The organism is Escherichia sp. HH091_1A (assembly GCF_030295175.1).
GTDB lineage: Bacteria > Pseudomonadota > Gammaproteobacteria > Enterobacterales > Enterobacteriaceae > Escherichia > Escherichia coli_F.
This window is the reverse complement of the sequence record NZ_AP025748.1, coordinates 132,896-153,827: the sequence shown is the minus strand read 5'-3', so window position 1 is coordinate 153,827 and position 20,932 is coordinate 132,896. Positions and strand designations below refer to the sequence as shown.

Sequence of the window (20,932 nt, the reverse complement as noted above, 5' to 3'; positions counted from 1 at the left end):
GGTCAGGCTGAAATTTTATCTTGTTGATTTTCTGGCGCTGCAGCAATGAACGCTGGCAGCTGTGTGCAGGCGTCGTACACCGCTTTGCAGCGTGGATACCCGCTCAAATCGCAGTTCATGCGTAGCGCGTTCGCCCACTGCGGGACAAGGCAGCAATCTGCCAGCGTCGGCGTCTCGCCCACACAAAATTGCCCCGACTGGTTCTGGCGCAACAGTTGTTCCACCGCGCTTAACCCTTGCTGGATCCAGTGCGCATACCAACGTTTTTTTTCTTCTTCACTGACGTTCAGTTCTTCGGTCAGGTAGCGCAGCACGCGCAGGTTATTCAATGGATGAATATCACAAGCGATGGCATAGACAATTTCCAGCACCTTGTTGCGGGCCGGTTCTTCCTGCGGCACCAGCGGAACTTGCGGGTAGTGCCTCTCCAGCCAGTCAATAATCGCCAGCGACTGACCGAGTGACTCACCCTCGTCAGTCAGCAGCGTCGGCACCAGCCCGACCGGATTCATCCGCCGATAGGCCAGTTCATTTTGCTGACCAATGCGGATATTCACCCCTTCGGTCTGGTAATTAATGCCTTTCAGCGCCAGCGCAATGCGTACCCGGTACGATGCTGAACTATTAAAAAAACTGTACAGCTTCATCATGCACCTCAGACAATCTTCACCGCGATAGGGGTTAAGCCCTCGACGTTACCCGTGATCACATCACCTTTCACTACCGGGCCAACCCCTTCCGGCGTACCGGTAAAGATCAGATCACCCGGTTGCAGTTCAAAGAAACCAGACAGGTAGCTGATGGTTTCATTCACTGACCAGATAAGATGACGAATATCGCTGCGCTGATGATCTTCGCCGTTAACCTGTAACCAGATTGGCGCATTATCAATACCGCCGATATCGCTGGCTTTGTGCAGCGGCGCGATGGGCGCTGAGAGATCAAACGCTTTACCGATTTCCCACGGGCGGCCCATCTGACGCATTTCCATCTGACGGTCACGGCGAGTCATATCAAGACCCGTGGCATAACCCCAGACATATTCATGGGCGTTTTCCAGCGGGATATCACTGCCCTTTTTACCAATGGCCACCACCAGTTCAATTTCGTAATGGTAGTTATCGGTCTGCGCCGGATACGGCAGCGCCAGCGTTTCGCCTGCGGCAACCGGAACAACGGCATCCGCCGGTTTGCAGAAGAAGAATGGCGGTTCACGATCCGGATCAAAGCCCATTTCGCGGGCATGGGCGGCATAGTTACGCCCGACGCAGTAAACGCGGCGCACGGGGAATTGTTCATCACTGCCAACAACCGGTACGGTAACGGGCGCTTGAGGTTCGAATACGTATTGAGTCATTTTTTCTCTCCCAAATTAATAACGCGCTTCGCGAAACAGCCCCAGGGCTTCTTGTACCGGTCTGTCCGAAAAACTAAATAAAACGGTATCTTGCGTGGTCTGGAACGACACACCGTGCCAGGACGGCACCACGAAGATATCTTTTGCACTAAAGCTGAAGGTTTCATTGCCGATGCTCACCTGACCGCCACCTTCCACCACATGATAGATGGTGCTGTCAGTCGTACGCGCCACACGTGAAGTAAATCCTTTTGGTAACAGTTGCAGGAAAGCGCCTATCGACGGCATCGGATAGCCACCAGTGACCGGGTTGACGTAGCGCATTTTGTAGCCATCCCATTCGTCGGCATCGCCCAGACGGGTTAAATCGTGCAGCACTTCGCGGCTGCGGTCATAACGGTAGTTAAAGATCGGCGAGGAGTTCCCCGTCTGATAGCGCAGCGGCAACATATTGGCGGCATAACGCGGCAGGTAATCGCCCTCTTTACGTGTTACCGGTTGTTGCTCTTCCGGGTAATCTTCGGCAAAACCGCAGCCCAGCGTGTTCACTAATGGCAGATCCAGTCCATCGAGCCAGATAACCGACTCCTCTCCAGGGTTACCGTGATCGTGCCAGCACCACTGCGGAGTCAGGATAAAATCGCCCTCATTCATTGGCGTGCGTTCACCGTCAACGGCAGTGAATGCCCCTTTGCCTTCAACAATAAAACGCAGCGCCGACTGGTTATGGCGATGGCTGGGGGCCACTTCGCCCGGCATGATCAGTTGCAAACCGGCATATAAAGTCGCGGTAATGGAAGACTGCCCGCGCAGCGCCGGGTTTTCCAGTACCAGCACACGACGCACAGCTTCTTTCGCGCCAATCAGGCTGCCGCTCTTCAGCAGCAGCGGGCGGATCTCCTGATAATTCCAGTACGCTGGCGCACAGGTAGCGTTGGGCGTTTTGGGCACCAGGTGGTGCAGTGACTCCCACAGCGGGGTCAGGTTTTGCCCGGAAATATGCTGATAAAATTGCTCGCGGCTATTTTGATTGCTATCAGTCATGGATGCTCCTTATTCGTTCACTACGCCTGCGTGAGGCAGTGAGTCAGGGACAGAGGTCGACTGGCGAACCACGATGATCAGCAGGGTTAACATCACCGCACTGATCACCGCGGGCACAGCGATAATAAAAAACAGGGTGTCGAAAGAGAAATTCATCGCCATCATCACGCCGCCAGACAGCGAACCAACAATCGCGCCGCAGCGGCCGATAGCATTTGACCAGCTCACGCCCGTGGCGCGGCTTTGCGTTGGGTAGAGCGTTGCGGTCAGCGCATTCAGCCCCACCTGCGATCCGCTAATGCCAATACCGGTGCCAAAAATCGCCAGCGCCATCAGCCATAATCCATCCTGGCTTAAACCAATCATCACGATGCATCCAGCGCCTGTGGCATAGCTCAGGGCCAGAACGTAGAAAGGATTGAACTTGTCCATCAACATGCCCAGCGCCAGCGCGCCCAACGTACCGCCAATCTGGAACGCGGCGGTGACCCAGGACGCATGTTGCAGATCGATACCACGATGGCTCAGTAGCGTCGGCATCCAGCTTGAAAGCAGGTAAATAATCAGCAGGCTCATAAAGAACACTACCCACAGCATCAACGTAATGGCTAGTTGGCGCCCTGCGAATAACTGACGAATACTGCTATTAGCAGTTGCGACTGATTCGTTGAGATAAAAATGAGTATCAGGATAACATTCACGGGTAATGGCGCTCACGGTTCTTGCAATCACCGCCTGCGGTAACTGGCGGCGTACCTGCCAGCGTGGAGATTCCGGCAAAATCACCAGCAGTGCGACAAACAGCATCAGCGGTAATACGCCACCCAACACCAGAATCCCGTGCCAGCCTATCACCGGCACCAGCTGCGCACTGACAATCCCGCCAAACGCCGAACCCAGCGTAAAGCCGCAAAACATCAGCGTCACCAGCGCGCCGCGGCGGCGAGCAGGCAGATATTCCGAGGTCATGGTGATGGTGTTCGGCATCGCGCCGCCCAGTCCCAGGCCGGTGAGAAAACGCAGGAATATCAGCGTTTGCAGATCCGGCGAGAACGCTGAGGCGAGACTTAACGCGCCAAATAAAAAGACGCACAGCTCGATCACCCGTTTGCGACCAAAGCGGTCGGACAACGGGCCACAAAGCAGTGCGCCTGCCGTTAATCCCAGCAGACCCGCACCAAAAAGCGGGGCAAGAGCGCCTGCGGTGAGTTGCCAGTGAGAACGGATATCAGGGGCGATAAAGCCGATAGCCGCGGTGTCAAAACCATCGAGCATTACCACCAGAAAACAGCAGATGATAACGCACCACTGCATCTTGCCGATCGGAGCTGCATCGATAAGTGCTTGTAAATCACGTCGTTGAGTCATAGTAAATGCCTCAGTGCAGGTAAGGTAGATGTTTCTTTTGTATATGTTGCGATAATGTGATTAAAGAGATGGGATGTACAATGGCATTTTGGGCAGAAAGATAACCTGGAGGTTATGGTAAAATGGCAAAATGGGCGCAAAAAATAAAACTACATCACCTGCAAATGCTGGTTGCGCTGGGTGAACAGGGTAATCTGACCCACGTCGCACGGATGATGAATATCACCCAACCCGCGCTTTCGAAATGGTTGTCACAACTCGAAGATGATATTGGAATCACACTTTTTGAGCGGCACAGCAAAGGCTTACGTCCGACTGAAGGCGGCAAATTGTTATTGCAACATGCCCAACGGTTAATCAATGACATGGAGCGATCACAATATGAACTGGCCCGTTTTAAACAAGATGGACTGGTCGGCAGTCTGAAAATTGGCTGTTCTCCTGTCGCCACTGACTGCGTATCCCAGGCGATTTTGCATTTGCTTACGGAGATGCCAACTCTACACCTGAATATTGAAGAGAAGGTGATGACTCCATTGCTGCAAGATCTGTTGGCAGGTTCTGTCGATGTGGTCGTTGGGCGAATAGGCGGCCGCGCATTGCAGCTGCCACTGAATTATCAGGTGCTGTACACCGAGCCAGTATGCTTTGTCGCCCGCCCAGAGCACCCACTGGCGAAATACGCCACCCTCAGCTGGAATGATCTTGCCAACTGGCGCTGGATAGTCTGGCCGACGGGTACCCCCATTCGCATCAGTATTGATAATGCGTTGGTAGACCACGGCGTAATGCTGCCAGAAAACACGATTGAGTCGGCGTCGATGAACGTCAGTACCAACCTGTTACAAAGCAGCGATATGATCTCTATTTTGTCATTACGCCTGGCGCAACGTTATGCCAGCCAGGGACAACTGGTGATACTCAACCTGCCAAAGATAGAACAGAAAGGCAGCGTCGGTGTGTTCTGGCGAAATAATATTCCACTCACGTATGCCTTAAGTAGATTTATAGATTTTTTAATTCATGATAGAATAGGAGAAAGTCGGTAATTTATATCCCCTGTGTTACCATTTTTATACTCATAACAAAAAACATCAGAAGACACGATTTACATATTATTTCGCAACAGAATTTTTCCCCATTATTCCAGATATAAAAAATGTAATATGATATTAATGCGATTCCGGTACTGTATGGCAGGGATAATGATGTCAATAGTGGTGCCGGAATCGCATTTTTATTTTATTATTTCTTGTGGAAATAAAAAATCTCTGAGAGTACAGAGGGGGTAAGGAATGATTAGGTCAGAATAACATTATTCTTATTTAACACAATATTTTTCAATAAGATACCATATCACATCATAAAGTTTGTGAACTGAAACCTTAAAGCTGAGTTTCATTTTATATATCTGCCGTACTGAACATAAATCTTATCTTGAATATTGAAGCAAAGTGCTTATGAACCGGCCCCTTGAAAGAGCCTGTTTAGGATTCTGTGTAAATGCCTTTTCTCAGAAGTGACCGTCCAAGCGGTCACCTAACTCGAACGATAGGAATTCAAACCCCAAAAAGATTAAAAAAACACCCAAAAATGGATGGTTATTCAACACCGCCAGAACGTCACGTAATAAGTATCACCAATTTAATTGCTGGCATTGATTGATTCAGGGTATCGGTGGCGATTTTTCGCTCCATTTCCCTCAAAATGGACGCAACTTCCCCTCTGCGCCCCTCAGCCGCACACCCACATTCGCGCCAGCGGCTCATGCATCTGTAACGATAGCCCCGCTTCAGCCCCGTAAAATGCATCTGACTCCCGCACAGGATGCACTTCAGCGGGTCAACCTTCAGTAACTGCTGATACTTCCCTCTCCACCTGATTTGCATCGCCGTTTTTTCACTGTCTCCGTTATGATGTACACCACTTCTTCCAGTAAGGGATTCCGCGCCCATTTCATCCAAAAGTTCCAGGAATGTTGATTATCTATATGAATTAAATATAATTTCCTGCCAGCTTTTGTTTTTTACCGTCAAACCGGATATCTGTTGCGAACTTCTACGGTTGGCATTTTAGAAAAATGCGTCCTGACTGGTATCAAAAGTCGTTTTTGAGGATAAGTGCTATCAAAATAACACCAAAACGATATTAGATACCTCATTTCAGACCAATAAATGCAGTCTCAGATTTCACAACATATGAGATGGTGAAAAACAACGGTCTTAAACCTCATCATCAAAAAATTACACTAACACAATGATTAATATACAGTTTAATTCAAATGGTGGAACTTTTGGAGGAAATGGGCGCGGAACCCCTAAGTAAGTGATGTCTCCCGCCCACTTCTGGTTCGGACCACTGGCGTAAAAATCCTGCTCCAGCAGATTTTCTGACACAGGCAGGCCATGTGCGCGGTAACTGATCGGGCTGAACTTCCGGGAGGCCTTTGCCCTCAGCCCCTGACGGCGCAGGCTTTCCGCCACGGTTTTTACGTTAAAGTGGTAACCCTGAGCAGGCAGTTCATCCGTCAGGCGTGGTGCACCGTAACGCTGTTTTTATCGGGTAAAAGCCTCACGGACAACGCTGTCGCAGTGCTGACGCTTGCTTATCCTTGTACGCCACTGACACCATGTATACCAGCCGCTGCGGGCCACACGGAGCACGCGGCACATAGCCTTGATGCTGAACTCAGCCTGATGTTTTTCAATAAAGACATACTTCATTTCAGGCGCTTCGCGAAGCATGCCGCGGCCTTTTGGAGGATAGCCAGTTCCTCTGCCTGCTCCGCCAGTTGCCGCTTCAGGCGGGCATTTTCAGCGGCCAGTTCACTTTCACGTTCAGACGAGGTCATCTGTTGCTGCAGTTTTCTGCGCCACGCATAGAGCTGAGATTCATACAGGCTGAGTTCACGGGCTGCGGCAGCAACACCGATGCGTTCAGCAAGTTTCAGGGCTTCACTGCGAAATTCAGGCGAATGCTGTTTACGTGTTTTTTCTGGTTGATACTGTTTTTGTCATGTGAGTCACCTCTGACTGAAAGTTTACTCACTTAGCTGCGTGTCCACTATTGCTGGGTAAGATCAGGTGTCTGGAAAACAAACCACACTGAGGATGCTTTTTATCCAGTTCGCTGATGAGACTTCACCAGAACTGTTCTGTTTTTGTGTCTGAAATCGAACAGTTCTGTACAAGACAGGATGCAATAACTTGCTCAGCTTAATTCTTCTTAGTGTGGAACAATTACGTTTTCCGGGCGTATCCCTTTAACGACACACGGAATAAAAAAATCCCCACAAAAAAGTGGGGGCTCCAAGAGAAACAACAATTACAGGTGCGTTGGTCATATTCGAATAACGATGAATCAGCTATGCTGAAACAAAAATTTAACCGTACAGCCCACTGATTTCAATACTTAACTTAAGCTTCTGGCGTATAATTAATACGCATCAATAAACTCACATCAGACAAAACAACTATTCGAGTAAACAAAAACAAGAATAACCATCTGCACAATACTTTAAAGATATATGCATTTATCCATTAACTCCTTCATGTTTTATGATGATTTTTTTTGTGAGATAAATCGCATTTTTAATAAAAACTCAAAACAAAAGCTTATCTCTTATCAGTTGATACGCAGAAACCATGGCAGAGTCCATGGTCAATAAATAACTAAAAATACCCTAATCAACATCGCAAAATTTTTTACAATTAATATTAATCTATTGCAAAAAAGGAGTGGGTGATTTATAAGTGGAAATGTAACAACCTCCACTCTATAGTTCCATTAGTTTAAAGTGTCACACAAACTGAGCATCCATTTGTTCTCTTACCCCTGTGTTACCGGGGTTTTTATACTCACAACAAACCGAAGAGTTATCAGGCACTATAAGCAAAGCACAAGTAAGACAATAAGTTAAAAACAAACACCAGAAGACATGATTTGCATATTATTTCGCAACAGAAGCTTCCCCATTATTCTGGGCATAAAAACATGTAACATGATATTAATGCGATTCCGGTACTGTATATCAGGGGTAATGATGTAAATGGTGGTACCGGAGTCGCACCTTCATTTTATTATTCATTCAGGAAATAAAAAAATCCCTCTGAGAGCATGCAGAGGGGTAAGGAATGATTCAGTCAGAATAATGTGTCCTTAGTTTTTATATACATTCAGTACAACATTTTCAACAAGATACAATATCAAATGCTAAGATTTGTGAGCTGAAACCTTAAAGCTGAGTTCATTTGTATATCTGCCGCACTGAGCATAAATCTTACCCTGAACATTGAGGCGAAGTACGGCAGATTTAATACGTTGCGTGCAACATTTTCACGTTATACAAACATCTGCGAAGTTATTTCTTCTTAACGTCCCCACTTGCCAATGTTTTTTCTGACTTACTGACTCATAAATAATAGTGACAAACACCCGCTCTCACACCATTGTCAGTGCTGGTGATTCAGGACGGTAACCGGAGTTTACCCGAAAAACATAATCTATGGCCACTCCCGTTTTAGTAACACCGATTTTGAAGATAAGCTGACAACCTCCATCACATTTAAATAAGAACCTGCATTCTTAATAGGTAGATAAATTTGTTTTCCATTCGTAAGCAGCTCACCAGCACCAGAACCGAATTATATTTACTGAGTGGTCAGCTAAACTTTCCAGGGTAACAGATCACGTACCCAGTTTGTCGGCCAGTCCTGAATATGCTCAATGACGTAACGCAGCCATTTTCCCTGCTCCACTGTCGGAACCCCGTGAACCCCATCGAGTAGGCCGCCTGGCGGCTGCGGCTTGTCATGGCCTGAAATTACCGTTATAAAAACAGATAATGTCATTTTCTTTCAGGTAGTTATATGTCCCGTTCAGCTAAACCTCGTAAACGAAAACCCGCTCTTCAAAGAAGCAAACTTCCCCGCTATGTCGTGAAGCTTCACGACGATGACTTCTTTGACGAAGAAGACACAGAAGTTCTGCGCTTTGATAATTTTGACGATGCCGTTGAGTGCTGCGCTGACCTGGGTATTCCGTTCTTTGTGGATGCGGGAAACAAAAAGCTGATCTTCTGGTTTGTACGTGTTGATGACGAAGGGTATCCGGAAATAGCCCGCTGCACGGAGCGGGAATTTGCAACCATTTTTGCCGGTATCAGCGCCGGCGGCATGTACTGCCCGGAGTGTGGCATGGTTCACTGGTCAGACGGAGTCACCCCGCCCTTCTGATGCTTTCCCCGTTTTGCCGACATTTTTCAGCAGGGAAACCGCTGGTTTAACTGGCTGGAGAAACAACTGGAAGGTTCAGTGCGTCCGGTGGTGATTGAGTCGGTGACAAAAATCATGGCGTGCGGGACTACCCTGATGGGCTACACGCAGTGGTGTTGTTCATCACCGGACTGTTGCCATACAAAGAAGGTCTGTTTCCGGTGTAAAAGCCGCTCCTGCCCACACTGCGGGGTGAAAGCGGGTGCACAGCGGATACAGTATCTGCTGAGTCTGGTCCCCGACTGCCCATGGCAGCATATAGTGTTCACGCTTCCCTGCCAGTACTGGTCTCTGGTGTTCCACAACCGCTGGTTACTGGCAGAGATGAGCCGCTGGCCCGTATGAAGTGGTGCGGCTGAGAGGCGGCAGAGGGGAAGTTGCGTCCATTTTCAGGGAAATGGAGCAAAAAAACATCAGAGATACTCTGAAGAAATCAATCCATCCTGTTTAATCGACAATATAAATAAGATAAGGCGCGAGACATGTCGCCCGGGAATTCGCTTTCTGGTGTTTTTTAATCTTTTGGGGTTTTAAATTCCTGTCGATGAACAAGAAAAGTATAAAACCATTACTTAACATGGTATTAATAGTAAAAAAATCCAGACGGCCAGTCAATTAACATATATAACACTATAAAAATAATATAAAAAGCGAGTGCACCTCGACATATAACATGATGCAACTCACAAAAAAAAAAAATAAAAAATTTGCAAAGCCCGTTTAACTAATCTCAAATATCCGTGAAACAACATGACGGGAGGTAACATGAAAAAGCTAATGTTGGCAATTTTTATCTCTGTATTATCTTTTCCCTCTTTTAGCCAGAAAGCTGAATCAGTTGACTCTTCAAAAGAGAAAATTACATTAGACACTAAAAGTGTAATGTTGTAAAAACAACAGTGAAAAAAAAAAAATCAGAAAATATGAATAACACATTTTACTGCTGTGAACTTTGTTGTAATCCTGCCTGTGCTGGATGTTATTAAAATCATAGAGGGAATCTTTATTCTGATTCCCTCTATATTATATGTGCTGGCGCTAAGAAAATCATACTAAAAACAACGCTTTATATTATATGGTCAGAATATTTTAATAATGACCTTATATTTCATGACGATTAAAACTCTAGTGACAGAGCAAGAAAGTAATGCTAGAAGATAAACTAAAGTATTTACTTGAAATTTATACAGAAAATGACAGAAAGATAAAAGAGCTGGAACAGATCAAAAGCCATATATCTCAGTTAGAAGTCGCAGTGCTTCGAATTAATAACCTAAAAGTGCGAGAAGATATTGATTCGCTGTTAAAGAGTTATAATTATTAATGCTAATAAAAGCCAGTTTGTGACAGATAAAACAGAGTCATGTAAGTCGCGGACAGCGGTATCGCTTGTTTTTTTAATTTACTATACGTCAAGCTGCCCCTATTATTTCATTCGTTACTGGCGATATTATAAACGTTATGTCGCTCTTGTTTCCCTGCAGTAATCACTTATATAACATTTCTTCATCAATGCGAACAGATGTAATGACAAACGTATTGACGAGTAACAGATGCCGCGTCAGCGGCATGTAAGGCGGCATACTGTTGTTTCATATGGCACAGAAATAAAACCGCCGAAGCCCGGCGTAAGCCGGTACTGATTGACAGATTTAACCTTACCCACCCCATCCTGTTAAGCCATACCCACTTTCAGCCATGACAGAGCCTCTGTACGCGGTCGGAGTGGTCCCGACAAGGGTTTCCCGCAGTCGGGGCGTATCTCCGCGTTAGCGGACCGTGAGGGCCGCTTACGAGCGTGTATGAGAGACGTTGTCAACGCCACGATGTTTGACCGTTATGGGGATGCAGACGATTTCCTAGACTGCTTTATCATTCCAGCCCGCATTGTTGGCGGTACATTTTGGGGCTGACGGCACCCAGCGATAATTTTATACGCCGCTCGTTATACCATCTGATGTAAGCATCCACTTGCTGCATGAACTTTTCTGGCGTGATGCCCGACCATTTACGCCCATAATACATTTCCGTTTTCAGTCTGCCGAAAAAGCCTTCGCATGCGGCATTATCAGGTGAACATCCTTTACGGGACATTGAGCGAATAAGACCTGCTGCATTCACTCTTTCCAGCCAGCCTGGCCAGCGATAATGCCCACCTCTGTCACTGTGTATCACCGGTCGTTCGCCAGCATTTAACGTTTCGACAGCGCTATCCAGCATAGTGTTGACCAGTTCAGCATCGGGGCGTGTACTGAGAGACCAGCTCACAACTTTTCCATCGAAGCAGTCCACCACCGGTGACAGCCAGACTTTACCTGCAGGGAGCTGGAACTCCGTGATATCTGTCAGCCATTTCTGTTTTGAGACAGTTATGGAAATTAAAATCCTGCACAAGCAGGGAATGAGTAGCCGGGCGATTGTCAGAGAACTGGGGATCTCCCGCAATACCGTTAAACGTTATTTGCAGGCAAAATCTGAGCCGCCAAAATATACGCCGCGACCTGCAGTTGCTTCACTCCTGGATGAATACTGGGATTATATTCGTCAACGCATCGCCGATGCTCATCCTTACAAAATCCCGGCAACGGTAATCACTCGCGAGATCAGATACCTAAATAACTGATCCTAATGCCGCTACACTTTAGCCAGCCCATGTTTTCCACCGGGGAATGGGCTGACGGTATCCATAAAGTGACGAACCTTTTTCAACAACTGCCACATTGAACGGCACTGGTGATTTCGGGTTATTGTCTCATGAAGCGCCTGCCACAACCGTTCGACATGATTCACCCACGGCGAGTAAACTGGCTGATAAATCACCCTGAACTTCGGGTTTGCTTTCAGCCAGCGCAACGTTTCACGGCTTTTGTGGATGATGTAGTTATCGACAATGAGCGTAATCGTCTTTGCCCGCCGGTATGTCGCCTTCAGATGTTTTAACAGTCTGATAAATAAGGATGAACCTTTACTGTTTCCACCAATGTAGCTGACTTTACCCGTACCGCTGTGCAGTGCACCGGCAAGATAATACTTTTCATTCTGGCCCGGTGTGACAACGCGCTTTTTCTGCCCGCGTAACTGCCAGTCAGCACCGATTTTCGGGTTGAGATGAATATCCACTTCATCTTCGTAAAACACGGGGTTTTCCGCACTGCATTTCGCCAGCGCTTCATGAATAGCGGCCATTTTTTCTTCTTTGTGTGGGTCACGGATACGCAGTGTCGGCGCGGCTCTGCGCCATACCAGTCCGGCAGCAGGTAACCATCGCCGGATGGTTGAAGCATGTAGCGGGCAACCGGTGACATCACGGATTTTTATCGCCAGAAGTTCGGTACTCCAGCGGGAACGCTGATAACCGAAATCGCCGTGAGAATGCTTAACAAGCTCACGCAGCAATGCGCAAATATGTTCGAACGGCCAGCGCCTCCTACGTCCTGACGGCAATGACTTCAGGCCTTCAACACCCGACAGCGTGAACCAGTTAATCCAGCGACCAATCGATGAACGGGCACAGCAGAGCGTTCTGGCAACATAACTGACGGTGTCACCACGATGCAGCATCAGCATGGCGGTGAGCCGCCGGGCGTGGTTTTTGTCCTTTGTTTTATGGATAGTTTTCTGCATCAGGCGTCGTTCGGTTCTGGGGATTGGTGCTATGATCGGCATCGCTCAGTCCGGTTGGTGATTTTTTCTTTTTGGCGATTGATCAGATCGCACAATCCGGGCTGAGTTCCCTCAAAGTGATCTACTATTCCGCGCAGCTATTTAGAGAATGTAGAAGCCAAATTTTAACTAATTGTGCACATTTTAAAGAGGAGTACACAATTAGTTAAAATTATTTAGAAAGATGACTTATTATTAATTTTATATCCTTGGGTACTGAGGGGTGTAAAAGGATGTTAAAAAAATAATATCATTTTATTTCGTTGGGAAAATTGCTGAGTATCTGCCAGTATTTAAAACATTAAATCTAAAAACAAAATGGGTTAAAAAGTTTAATGCTAATTGTTATAATTAGTGCGGTAGCTATTTAAAAATGATAGAAATATTGACCTTTTAAATTTATTGATGATATGAAACTGGTGTTTTATTCTCATGATACGATGGGGCTTGGGCATTTACGGCGAAATCTTTTGCTTGCAGGAGCAGTTCAGAAAAGGTTTTCTGATACTGAAATTTTGATTATTAACAGTGCCCGTGAATCCGGATTATTTACACTACCTGAACGCTCAGATATTCTTACGTTACCAGCCTATGCCAAAACGTTGTGCGGCAAATATCACCCCCGGTCACTGGGCAATAATACCCGGAAATTGGTTAGCCTTCGGAGACAGATAATTCGAGCTGCATTGAGTGAATATTGTCCGGATGTAATGGTTGTGGATAATGTACCTGCTGGGGCGTTATCAGAACTGCTGCCGGTGCTTCCGGAATTGGTTGATGATAATGTGCATCTGATTCTTGGACTCAGGGATATTATTGATGAACCATCAGTTGTTCGTCATCAATGGCATGCTGCAGATAATTATACGATTGTCCGTCAGTATTATTCTGATATATGGATTTATGGCGATCGTTCATTCTATGATTTGTCGCTTGATCTTGCTCCGGAACCATCAGTATACCGAAAAATCAGTTTTCTTGGATATCCGGATGTTCCATTATCTCCATCGGTGTTACAGGATGAGCAATTTCAGTCTCTGATTTCTCGTCCATTCGTATTATGTCTTACAGGGGGAGGGCAGGATGGCTACCACCTTGCATCTGTATTTGCAGAGACATTGTTACCGCCAGGGATGGACGGTGTTATTCTTACCGGTAGCCAGATGGCTCGGGAGGAAGTGACATCATTACAGCGTATTGCGTCCATGCGTAATGATTTACATATTATTCGTTTTGTATCTGATCCTCTTTTTCTTCTACAGCATACGCACAGCGTGGTGGCAATGGGGGGATATAACACCTTACGGGAAATTCTTTCATTACGGAAACGGGCATTGATTATTCCCCGTATTGTTCCTCGTCTTGAGCAATGGATACGTGCTTCACGGATGGCAGAAAAGAATCTGGTTACATGTTTGCATCCGGACAGTCTGACGCCACAGTCAATAACTGATTGGCTGATTTCCGACTGGTGTCCTTCAGATCCACGACTTTATCTCAGTCTGAATGGGCTGCATTCCTTTACAGAAAAAATGAACGCGATATTTACAGCGCGGAGAGAAAATAATTAAAATCAATGGCATGGAGAGTGTAATGGATAATAAACACCCTTATGTCGGATATGTGGTTAAACGCTATCCCCGCTTTTCAGAAACATTTATTGTCAATGAAATTCTCGCTCATGAACGAGCCGGAATGAAGCTGGATATTTTCGCCCTTGGAGATGTTCAGGAGGCTTTTTTTCAGGAATCTATTTCCCGGGTAAAAGCACCGGTAACTCGTTTTAATTCTAGGCAATATAATGCTGAATATTATCATGATTTACTGCGCCGTTCTTTTCCGTTACTACCGGAACTTTCCGGATGTTTTTCCGATCCCGGATATAATCATGTACACGAATTTGCTCAGGCAGTGATGTTGGCAGTAACTGTACAGGAAAGAGGGATCAGGCATCTTCATGCACATTTTGCTACAAAAGCGACCACAGTCGCTCGCTTGGCAGCAAAACTCGCAGGGATCACGTACAGCTTTACCGCACATGCGAAAGATATTTATTTTGATTATCCTGAAGACTCTGCAATTTCCCTGAAGCTCCGGGATGCGAGCCGGGTGATTACTGTATCAGATTATAATTGTGCCTGGTTACAGAAAAAGTATGGTGGAAATCTGGCTTCACTGGAGAGGCTTTATAACGGTATTGATTTACAACAATACCTGTGTCGCGACAATCTCATAGGGCCGGAAAACACTGAAATATTAGCGGTGGGACGTTTGGTCGTTAAAAAGGGCTTCAGTACGCTGATTGAAGCGCTGCGTTTGTTGTATTGTCGGGGAATGAATTTTCACTGCACTTTAGTGGGAGATGGTCCTCTAAAAGAGACGCTGAGGCGACAGGTTGAAGAGAGTGGTCTGTCGTCTGTCATCACACTGACCGGAGCCCAACCTCAGGGATATGTGAAAATGGCTATGCACCGGGCCACGATGCTGGTTGCTCCCTGCATTATCAGTAGTGATGGGGACCGGGATGGGTTGCCGACAGTATTACTGGAGGCCATGGCGCAGGGATTGCCTGTTATTTCTACCCGGGTTGCCGGGATCCCTGAACTGGTGACTGACGGCCACACTGGATTCTGTATTGATCCTGAAAAACCGGGTGTAATGGCTGATGCCATTGAAAGAATGGCTGGTGATGCTGTGCTGAGGAAGTATCTGGCGCTGAATGCGAGAAAACGAATTGAAGATGCATTTGATATTGATCGTAACACCCGGCGACTGCGTGAAATATTTGAGGATGCAATTCAGGCAGGAATACAGGAGAGAGTTCAGTGAGAGTGGCCTATGTTTGTGCAGATCCTGGTATTCCTGTTTTTGGATATAAAGGTGCTTCCATTCATATCCAGGGAATGCTCAGGGAAATGCTGAACGCCGGTATGGATGTGACATTGTTTACCTGCCGGGGATTTTCGCCAGTACCGGAAGAATTTCGTGCTGTCAGGGTTGTCCCTCTTTTTGATTTATCCGAAACAGATTCAGATGAGGAAAAAGCCAGTCAAGCACTCAGGGGAAATCAAGAACTGAAGAGTAGGTTGGTGTCTGCCGGTCCTTTTGATGTTGTTTATGAGCGCTATTCTCTCTGGAGTTTTGCCGGGATGGAATATGCCCGGAATGAAGGGATCCCGGGCATACTGGAGGTTAATGCTCCCCTTCCACTGGAGCAGAAACGCTGGCGCAAGATGGTGATGGAGCATGAAGCTTATCAAGTACTGGAGCTTGTACTGGAGCATGCCAGTACGGTGATAGCAGTTTCGCCCGGTATCCGTCGTTGGTTGGAGACATTACCTGCAACAGAAGGAAAAGTCCATGTTGTCCGAAACGGCGTGAATCCGGCTTCTTTTTATAAAAAAAACATGGCGCGGGGTAGCGTTTTTACTGTGGTATTTTCCGGAACCCTGAAGCCCTGGCACGGGATGGATACCTTGGCAGAAGCGTTTATTTTACTGCGTCGTCAGAGAACAGATATTAGTCTTTCTATCATCGGGGATGGACCGGAGCGTCCAGCACTGGAGAATGCTTTCCGGAGTGCTGGTGTAGATAACGCAGTGGTATTTCATGGTGGTGTTGCTCATTGTGATGTTCCTGCATTGCTTGCTTATGCTGATGCGGGGGTTGCTCCCTATCCGCATTTCGATGATTTTTATTTTTCGCCTCTTAAAATTTATGAATATATGGCGGCAGAATTGCCAGTAATCACATCTCGAACCGGGGATCTTGATAGCATTGTAAAGCATGAAAAAACCGGACTTCTGATCCCACCAGAATCACCGTCAGCACTATCTGATGCAATTATCACTTTGGCTGACTCCCCTTCGTTGTGCCGGAAAATGGGGGAAGCCGGAGGTCTATATGTGAAACAGAATAGCTGGGAGAATGTGCTGAGGAAAATCTGGTTATATGCCGATATTACGCTGCTGACTGGAGGATTGGATGAAGTCTGAACATCAGCAGGTATTACGAACGTTCTGGCCGGCCATTCGGACACAGAAAATGCTGTTGTCAAGTGTATTTCTGACATTACTTCTGACCAGTATTATCCGGTTACTGGAACCCTGGCCATTAGCACTTGCTGTGGATTTTGTTCTGGGAAAAGCCAGATATGATGACTTTTCTTGGTTTTCGGTCGGGAATGACACTATCCAAGACTATCTGTTACCGGGATGTGCTCTGGGTGTTATTGCTATAGCTGTGCTAAAGGGATTATGTGGCTATTTCACCGCAACCAGAATGGCCTTGGCCGGAAGCAGGATCCTGAGCATTATCCGGAAGTCACTGTTTACACATCTGCTAAGATTACCCCTTTCAGCTCATCAGGAGTTGAGAGCCGGTGATCTGACTATGAGACTGATAAATGATATCGGAATGATGCGTGATGCGATGGTGACAGCTGTAATGCCTCTGTTATCTAGCCTTACTGTGTTCACTGGTATGGCCGGCATCATGCTCTGGCTGAACTGGCAACTGACAGTGGTGGCATTGCTTCCGGTTCCACTTCTTGTGCTGGTGACAGTCTGGAGAGGAAGACGGATCAGAGATGTCAACCGGGTTCAGAGACAGCATGAAGGGGAACTTGCTGCCCGTTCAGCAGAGTTCATGACTGCGATAGCAACAGTTCAGGCCATGGCACTGGAGAAAGATGCCATAAGGGCATTTGAGGGACCGGAACGACAGAGTCTACAACAGAATGTGAAAGCCAGAAAACAGGCTGTTGGGCTAGAGTGTCTGATTGAACTGTTGATTGCGGGGATCACAGCTATGGTATTACTGCTGGGAGCCAGAAGTGTTCTGAGCGGAAAAATGTCAGCCGGAGAATTACTGGTTTTTTTATCCTACCTGAAAAATATGTTCCGTCCTGTACGTGAGTTTGCAAGATACAGTACGCGTCTGATCAGGGCATTTACAGCTGGAGAAAGGGTTGCAGGGTTACTGCATTATCTGCCAGTAGAATACTCTGTTGAGGGAAAAAAACTGCCGTTATCAGAGATGCCGGATATTCGCTTTGAAAATGTTAGTTTCACTTACCGAGAGGGAAAGAATGGAGAGTGCGGTAGAACTCTTCATAATGTCAGTTTCCATCTCCCGTCGGGTCATACTCTGGCAGTGACCGGACCCTCGGGGGCTGGAAAATCCACGCTCAGCCGTTTATTGTTACGGTTATATGAGCCGGATTCTGGTCGTATCCTTTTGGGAAAGAATGAGTTGCACGAGTTTTGTGTGACATCTCTGCGTCAGAGGATTGGATATCTACCTCAGGAGCCCCTGTTATTCGGATACAGTATTCGGGATAATATTACGCTGGGAGCAGGAAAGACCTTCAGTGATGATGAAATAATTGCAGCGGCCAGACAGGCCAATGCACATGAGTTCATCAGCGGGCTACCACAGGGATATAATACTATAGTAGGAGAACGTGGAAATACGCTTTCCGGAGGGCAGCGACAGCGCATAGCAATTGCCCGGGTGATTCTCCTGAATACGCCTTTTATTCTGCTTGATGAACCAGGTGTAGGGCTGGATAGTATAAATGAACTGGCGGTCTTTACAGAGCTGAAAAGACTCCTCAAGAATAAAACAGCACTGATTATCACACATGATTTATCTCTGGCCGCTCAGGCTGATGAAGTTATTTTCATGGAGCAGGGAAAAATAACGGAGCGAGGCAATCACCATTCTCTGATGGCACGACAGGGACGCTATGCAGAACTGTGGTTACTGCAGAAGGAGGGAAAAGGGAATGCTGAATGATGTTGAGCGCGCTCTTGTTAGCCGGGATTCCATGCTGCCCGGGCTTGCTGCACTACTTGACGAAACGGTGCTGACTGGCGTTCTGCGACAGCAAAAGCCTTTTTTATCCCTGAAGCGTGTAAGCGTTACCTACATCCGTTACAAACCTAAAACCAGTTGTGTAGTGGGGGTGACGCTCTATATTGCTGATGAGATACCGTATTTTTGTTTTGTCAGAGCGCTGACGCGCTCCAGATTTATATCTTATCGCAGTCGATTAGTTTCTGACGGGAAAAACACCAGTGACTGGCCTGAAACCCCTGTATTACTTGATGAACTGGCTGCATTTATTTCTTCACCACAACTGGATCGCAAGTTATGCCTGGCCGCACTGTATAATAATAAATATACAGCACTGCTGCAGAATGCACGAGGCTCAGTCACCGGACAAGGGCGGGAACGCTGGCATTTTTTGCGTTACAAACCCGGGCGTCGTTGTGTCATTGGTGTTTATAGAGATGAACATCCTTTTGCGGTCATTCGTTGTGCGGCAGAAAAAGAGTTTTTTCGTCAGTTACGGGGAAGCCAGGCCGGATCCTCTCTGGCTCATATTGAACTTCTGGGGGTGAATGAAACAGACAGACTGATCGCTACCCGATGGATAGCGGGAAAAAGTCTGGATTATTTTCTGCATGGTCAGGAATATCTCAGTTTGGTCACGCTGACTGGAAAGTCACTGGCCAAGATCCATAATGAGCCTTATTTCCTGCCAGAGAAACAAACCTGCCGGGAGGCGCTCCAGCAGCTCTGGCAGGAACATGGCATGGTGACTGCACTTTATCCAGAGCTCGCGGAACGTTTTAGTCATTGTATTCTTCGTCTGAAGGCGTTATCTGAATGGCTGAGCCATGAGCAGGTTCTTTTGCACGGAGATTTTTCTGCTGATCAGGTTATCGTTGCAGAGGATGGCCGGAGTGTGAATATCATCGACTGGGATCGTTGTGTATATGGTCATCCTGCTGGCGATCCCGGCAGCTTTATTGCCCGGACTGAAATGGATGTCATTAACGGAGAGCTCACCGCTGCTCAGGCAAGAGGAATTCATGACGCACTGCTTGCCGGATACAAAATGGAACGAAAGATCAATGCTTTTGATATCGAATGGTATACCGCAAAAGCGCTGATGTGTCTGGTTGTGGAGCCTTTTCGTAAACGGGATGCCTACTGGCCGAAAAAAGCAGAACTGTTACTGAACAGAGTGGAGGATATCTGTGCGTCAGCTACACCTATCTCCTGAGTGGCAGGCAACGTTGCAGGAGCTTTGTTCTGTCCATGAAATGCAATCTTTTCTCCTCAAACTCCCTTGTGTGACAGCAGATAGTCAACTTATTAGTACCCGGTTATTACGGCAGAAGCCTGGGCGTAGGGCTCTGATTGAATACCATTTTGGGAGACGAGGGAGTTCTTCTCCTCTGCTGATTGTTGGGAAGTATCGTGAAAAGGGGGTTGATAAATTTTCATACTGCTGTCAGCAGGCATTGTGGTCTGATGGTTTTCATCGGCAGAACCGGATCAGTGTGCCGGAACCGTTGATGATTTTGCCGGAAAAGAGAATGTGGCTGCAGCGTCATGTTGATGGTCTTTTGCTGACAGACGTACTGATTTCAAATGTGTTTTCTAGGCACGAGCAGATAAGTATTGGCACAGCTGTCGGATACGCACTTTCTGCCCTTCAGCAGCATGGTGAACTGGCCCGGGTCGTGAATGGACGGCAGTGGACTCTGACAGATGAACTGTCTGTACTTGAGCAGGGACTGACAATAGCAGGAGAGGAAAACGTTGCCCTTTATAAACGTATCGATGCGTTGATGAAAGGGCTGCGTGAAGTGGCTGCTGTTCTTTCGGGTACACGGAAAAGCTGCCTTCATCGTGATTTTTACCCTGATCAGATTATCAGTAACCGAAATGACAGACGCTGTCTGACCCTTCTTGATTTTGACCTGAGTTGTACCGGGCCTTCCGCTCTGGATGCTGGTAACTGGCTGGCCCATGTCTGTGAACTGGGGATCCGCTATAAGGGGGATTACCGGATATTCCATGCACATGAAACAGCATTTGTGGAGTCATGGCTCAGCCACATGTCCGGGGTAACAGTGAAAGAAACGGAAGGGTTCCGGTTGTTATCACTGGCCCGGCATATTTTTTTGAGTACCCGAATTCCGGGGCGGAAGCATACCACCCTACTTTTGCTTGCTTATTGTGAAAAGTGCATGGAGTATTTTTAATTATGTTCAGAAACGGTTCCGGTCGATTCTGTGGTTATTTTCTTCTGTTTTTTGTTTGTGGAGTAGTTCCTGTACAGGCTTCAGAGTCTGTTGACAATGAGTTATTTCGTCCGAAAAAAAACAGTCTGTCCGGGGACAGAAGTAACCGGGAACAACTGATACGG

General features: G+C 47.0%; 16 protein-coding genes and 5 pseudogenes. 11 read left to right on the top strand and 10 right to left on the bottom strand.

Going from position 1 to position 20,932, the window contains the following annotated elements; all coding sequences use genetic code 11:
* Positions 1-2 precede the first annotated feature (2 nt).
* Genes maiA through mhbT form a run of 4 tightly spaced genes read right to left on the bottom strand, consistent with a single transcriptional unit; the run spans position 3 to position 3,769 of the window.
* Positions 3-647 (bottom strand): maleylacetoacetate isomerase, encoded by a 645-nt coding sequence (maiA, locus tag QUF14_RS28055; protein WP_000781198.1) that lies wholly within the window; start codon positions 645-647, stop codon positions 3-5.
* Positions 648-655: 8 nt separating this feature from the next.
* Positions 656-1,357, bottom strand: a complete 702-nt coding sequence (locus QUF14_RS28050) for a fumarylacetoacetate hydrolase family protein (protein ID WP_038988647.1) — start codon at positions 1,355-1,357, stop codon at positions 656-658.
* Between the two features lie 15 nt (positions 1,358-1,372).
* On the bottom strand, positions 1,373-2,401 hold the full coding sequence (gene gtdA / locus QUF14_RS28045; protein WP_040090911.1) for a gentisate 1,2-dioxygenase: 1,029 nt from the start codon (positions 2,399-2,401) through the stop codon (positions 1,373-1,375).
* A 9-nt stretch (positions 2,402-2,410) separates the two neighbouring features.
* Positions 2,411-3,769: a 3-hydroxybenzoate transporter MhbT gene (mhbT, locus tag QUF14_RS28040; RefSeq protein ID WP_000194204.1), complete on the bottom strand. Its 1,359-nt coding sequence runs from the start codon at positions 3,767-3,769 to the stop codon at positions 2,411-2,413.
* Positions 3,770-3,891: 122 nt separating this feature from the next.
* Here mhbT and QUF14_RS28035 point away from each other — a divergent pair, with 122 nt between their 5' ends.
* Positions 3,892-4,818 carry a LysR substrate-binding domain-containing protein gene (locus QUF14_RS28035; protein WP_001151754.1) on the top strand — a complete coding sequence of 309 codons (927 nt, stop codon included), beginning with the start codon at positions 3,892-3,894 and terminating at the stop codon, positions 4,816-4,818.
* A gap of 685 nt (positions 4,819-5,503) precedes the next feature.
* Here the strand turns inward: QUF14_RS28035 and QUF14_RS28030 are convergent.
* The 3 genes and pseudogenes from QUF14_RS28030 to QUF14_RS28020 all read right to left on the bottom strand — a co-directional run.
* Positions 5,504-5,720: pseudogene (locus tag QUF14_RS28030) on the bottom strand (IS91 family transposase); the annotation flags it as partial.
* Positions 5,721-6,087: 367 nt separating this feature from the next.
* Positions 6,088-6,786, bottom strand: a pseudogene (locus QUF14_RS28025) (IS3 family transposase); the annotation flags it as partial.
* A gap of 1,647 nt (positions 6,787-8,433) precedes the next feature.
* Entirely contained in the window at positions 8,434-8,619 is a 186-nt protein-coding gene (locus QUF14_RS28020) for a hypothetical protein (RefSeq protein ID WP_077782133.1), read from the bottom strand.
* An 18-nt stretch (positions 8,620-8,637) separates the two neighbouring features.
* Between QUF14_RS28020 and QUF14_RS28015 the strand changes: the two genes are divergently transcribed.
* The 3 genes and pseudogenes from QUF14_RS28015 (at position 8,638) to QUF14_RS28005 (ending at position 10,028) form a co-directional block, all read left to right on the top strand.
* Entirely contained in the window at positions 8,638-9,003 is a 366-nt protein-coding gene (locus QUF14_RS28015) for a hypothetical protein (protein ID WP_040091292.1), read from the top strand.
* A gap of 21 nt (positions 9,004-9,024) precedes the next feature.
* Positions 9,025-9,375, top strand: a pseudogene (locus QUF14_RS28010) (IS91 family transposase); the annotation flags it as partial.
* Positions 9,376-9,807: 432 nt separating this feature from the next.
* A pseudogene (locus tag QUF14_RS28005) lies at positions 9,808-10,028 on the top strand (ST-I family heat-stable enterotoxin).
* Between the two features lie 695 nt (positions 10,029-10,723).
* Here QUF14_RS28005 and QUF14_RS29160 read toward each other — a convergent pair.
* Together QUF14_RS29160 and QUF14_RS28000 are read right to left on the bottom strand one after the other, a co-directional pair.
* A pseudogene (locus QUF14_RS29160) lies at positions 10,724-10,845 on the bottom strand (replication-associated protein RepA4); the annotation flags it as partial.
* 69 nt (positions 10,846-10,914) lie between these two features.
* A complete protein-coding gene (locus QUF14_RS28000; RefSeq protein ID WP_502877383.1) occupies positions 10,915-11,436 on the bottom strand; it encodes an IS3 family transposase in 522 nt (173 codons plus the stop codon).
* Between QUF14_RS28000 and QUF14_RS27995 the strand changes: the two genes are divergently transcribed.
* Entirely contained in the window at positions 11,414-11,665 is a 252-nt protein-coding gene (locus QUF14_RS27995) for a helix-turn-helix domain-containing protein (protein ID WP_502877382.1), read from the top strand. The genes QUF14_RS28000 and QUF14_RS27995 overlap by 23 nt on opposite strands.
* 11 nt (positions 11,666-11,676) lie before the next feature.
* Here the strand turns inward: QUF14_RS27995 and QUF14_RS27990 are convergent, their stop codons facing one another.
* Positions 11,677-12,708: an IS630 family transposase gene (locus tag QUF14_RS27990; RefSeq protein ID WP_286333546.1), complete on the bottom strand. Its 1,032-nt coding sequence runs from the start codon at positions 12,706-12,708 to the stop codon at positions 11,677-11,679.
* A gap of 407 nt (positions 12,709-13,115) precedes the next feature.
* On the opposite strand from QUF14_RS27990, the gene QUF14_RS27985 reads away from it, so the two are divergent.
* Genes QUF14_RS27985 through QUF14_RS27960 form a run of 6 tightly spaced genes read left to right on the top strand, consistent with a single transcriptional unit; the run spans position 13,116 to position 20,768 of the window.
* Positions 13,116-14,276, top strand: a complete 1,161-nt coding sequence (locus QUF14_RS27985) for a glycosyltransferase family protein (RefSeq protein WP_050545202.1) — start codon at positions 13,116-13,118, stop codon at positions 14,274-14,276.
* Positions 14,277-14,298: 22 nt separating this feature from the next.
* Positions 14,299-15,534, top strand: coding sequence for a glycosyltransferase family 4 protein (locus tag QUF14_RS27980; RefSeq protein WP_000368917.1), 1,236 nt, complete (start codon positions 14,299-14,301; stop codon positions 15,532-15,534).
* A complete protein-coding gene (locus QUF14_RS27975) occupies positions 15,531-16,700 on the top strand; it encodes a glycosyltransferase family 4 protein (RefSeq protein WP_040091237.1) in 1,170 nt (389 codons plus the stop codon). The genes QUF14_RS27980 and QUF14_RS27975 overlap by 4 nt, the downstream gene beginning before the upstream one ends.
* Positions 16,690-18,504 carry an ABC transporter ATP-binding protein gene (locus QUF14_RS27970; protein WP_000834219.1) on the top strand — a complete coding sequence of 605 codons (1,815 nt, stop codon included), beginning with the start codon at positions 16,690-16,692 and terminating at the stop codon, positions 18,502-18,504. The genes QUF14_RS27975 and QUF14_RS27970 overlap by 11 nt, the downstream gene beginning before the upstream one ends.
* A complete protein-coding gene (locus tag QUF14_RS27965; protein WP_000930904.1) occupies positions 18,494-19,780 on the top strand; it encodes an aminoglycoside phosphotransferase family protein in 1,287 nt (428 codons plus the stop codon). The genes QUF14_RS27970 and QUF14_RS27965 overlap by 11 nt, the downstream gene beginning before the upstream one ends.
* On the top strand, positions 19,755-20,768 hold the full coding sequence (locus QUF14_RS27960) for a phosphotransferase (protein WP_024212282.1): 1,014 nt from the start codon (positions 19,755-19,757) through the stop codon (positions 20,766-20,768). Before QUF14_RS27965 ends, QUF14_RS27960 begins: the two co-directional genes overlap by 26 nt.
* The last annotated feature ends 164 nt before the right edge of the window (positions 20,769-20,932 follow it).

What these genes read in the sequence shown, in the direction of transcription:
- maiA (WP_000781198.1), bottom strand. Translation starts at nt 647, where the DNA reads ATGAAGCTGTACAGTTTTTTTAATAGTTCAGCATCGTACCGGGTACGC.
- QUF14_RS28050 (WP_038988647.1), bottom strand. Translation starts at nt 1,357, where the DNA reads ATGACTCAATACGTATTCGAACCTCAAGCGCCCGTTACCGTACCGGTT.
- gtdA (WP_040090911.1), bottom strand. Translation starts at nt 2,401, where the DNA reads ATGACTGATAGCAATCAAAATAGCCGCGAGCAATTTTATCAGCATATT.
- mhbT (WP_000194204.1), bottom strand. Translation starts at nt 3,769, where the DNA reads ATGACTCAACGACGTGATTTACAAGCACTTATCGATGCAGCTCCGATC.
- QUF14_RS28035 (WP_001151754.1), top strand. Translation starts at nt 3,892, where the DNA reads ATGGCAAAATGGGCGCAAAAAATAAAACTACATCACCTGCAAATGCTG.
- QUF14_RS28020 (WP_077782133.1), bottom strand. Translation starts at nt 8,619, where the DNA reads ATGACATTATCTGTTTTTATAACGGTAATTTCAGGCCATGACAAGCCG.
- QUF14_RS28015 (WP_040091292.1), top strand. Translation starts at nt 8,638, where the DNA reads ATGTCCCGTTCAGCTAAACCTCGTAAACGAAAACCCGCTCTTCAAAGA.
- QUF14_RS27995 (WP_502877382.1), top strand. Translation starts at nt 11,414, where the DNA reads ATGGAAATTAAAATCCTGCACAAGCAGGGAATGAGTAGCCGGGCGATT.
- QUF14_RS27990 (WP_286333546.1), bottom strand. Translation starts at nt 12,708, where the DNA reads ATGCCGATCATAGCACCAATCCCCAGAACCGAACGACGCCTGATGCAG.
- QUF14_RS27985 (WP_050545202.1), top strand. Translation starts at nt 13,116, where the DNA reads ATGAAACTGGTGTTTTATTCTCATGATACGATGGGGCTTGGGCATTTA.
- QUF14_RS27980 (WP_000368917.1), top strand. Translation starts at nt 14,299, where the DNA reads ATGGATAATAAACACCCTTATGTCGGATATGTGGTTAAACGCTATCCC.
- QUF14_RS27970 (WP_000834219.1), top strand. Translation starts at nt 16,690, where the DNA reads ATGAAGTCTGAACATCAGCAGGTATTACGAACGTTCTGGCCGGCCATT.
- QUF14_RS27965 (WP_000930904.1), top strand. Translation starts at nt 18,494, where the DNA reads ATGCTGAATGATGTTGAGCGCGCTCTTGTTAGCCGGGATTCCATGCTG.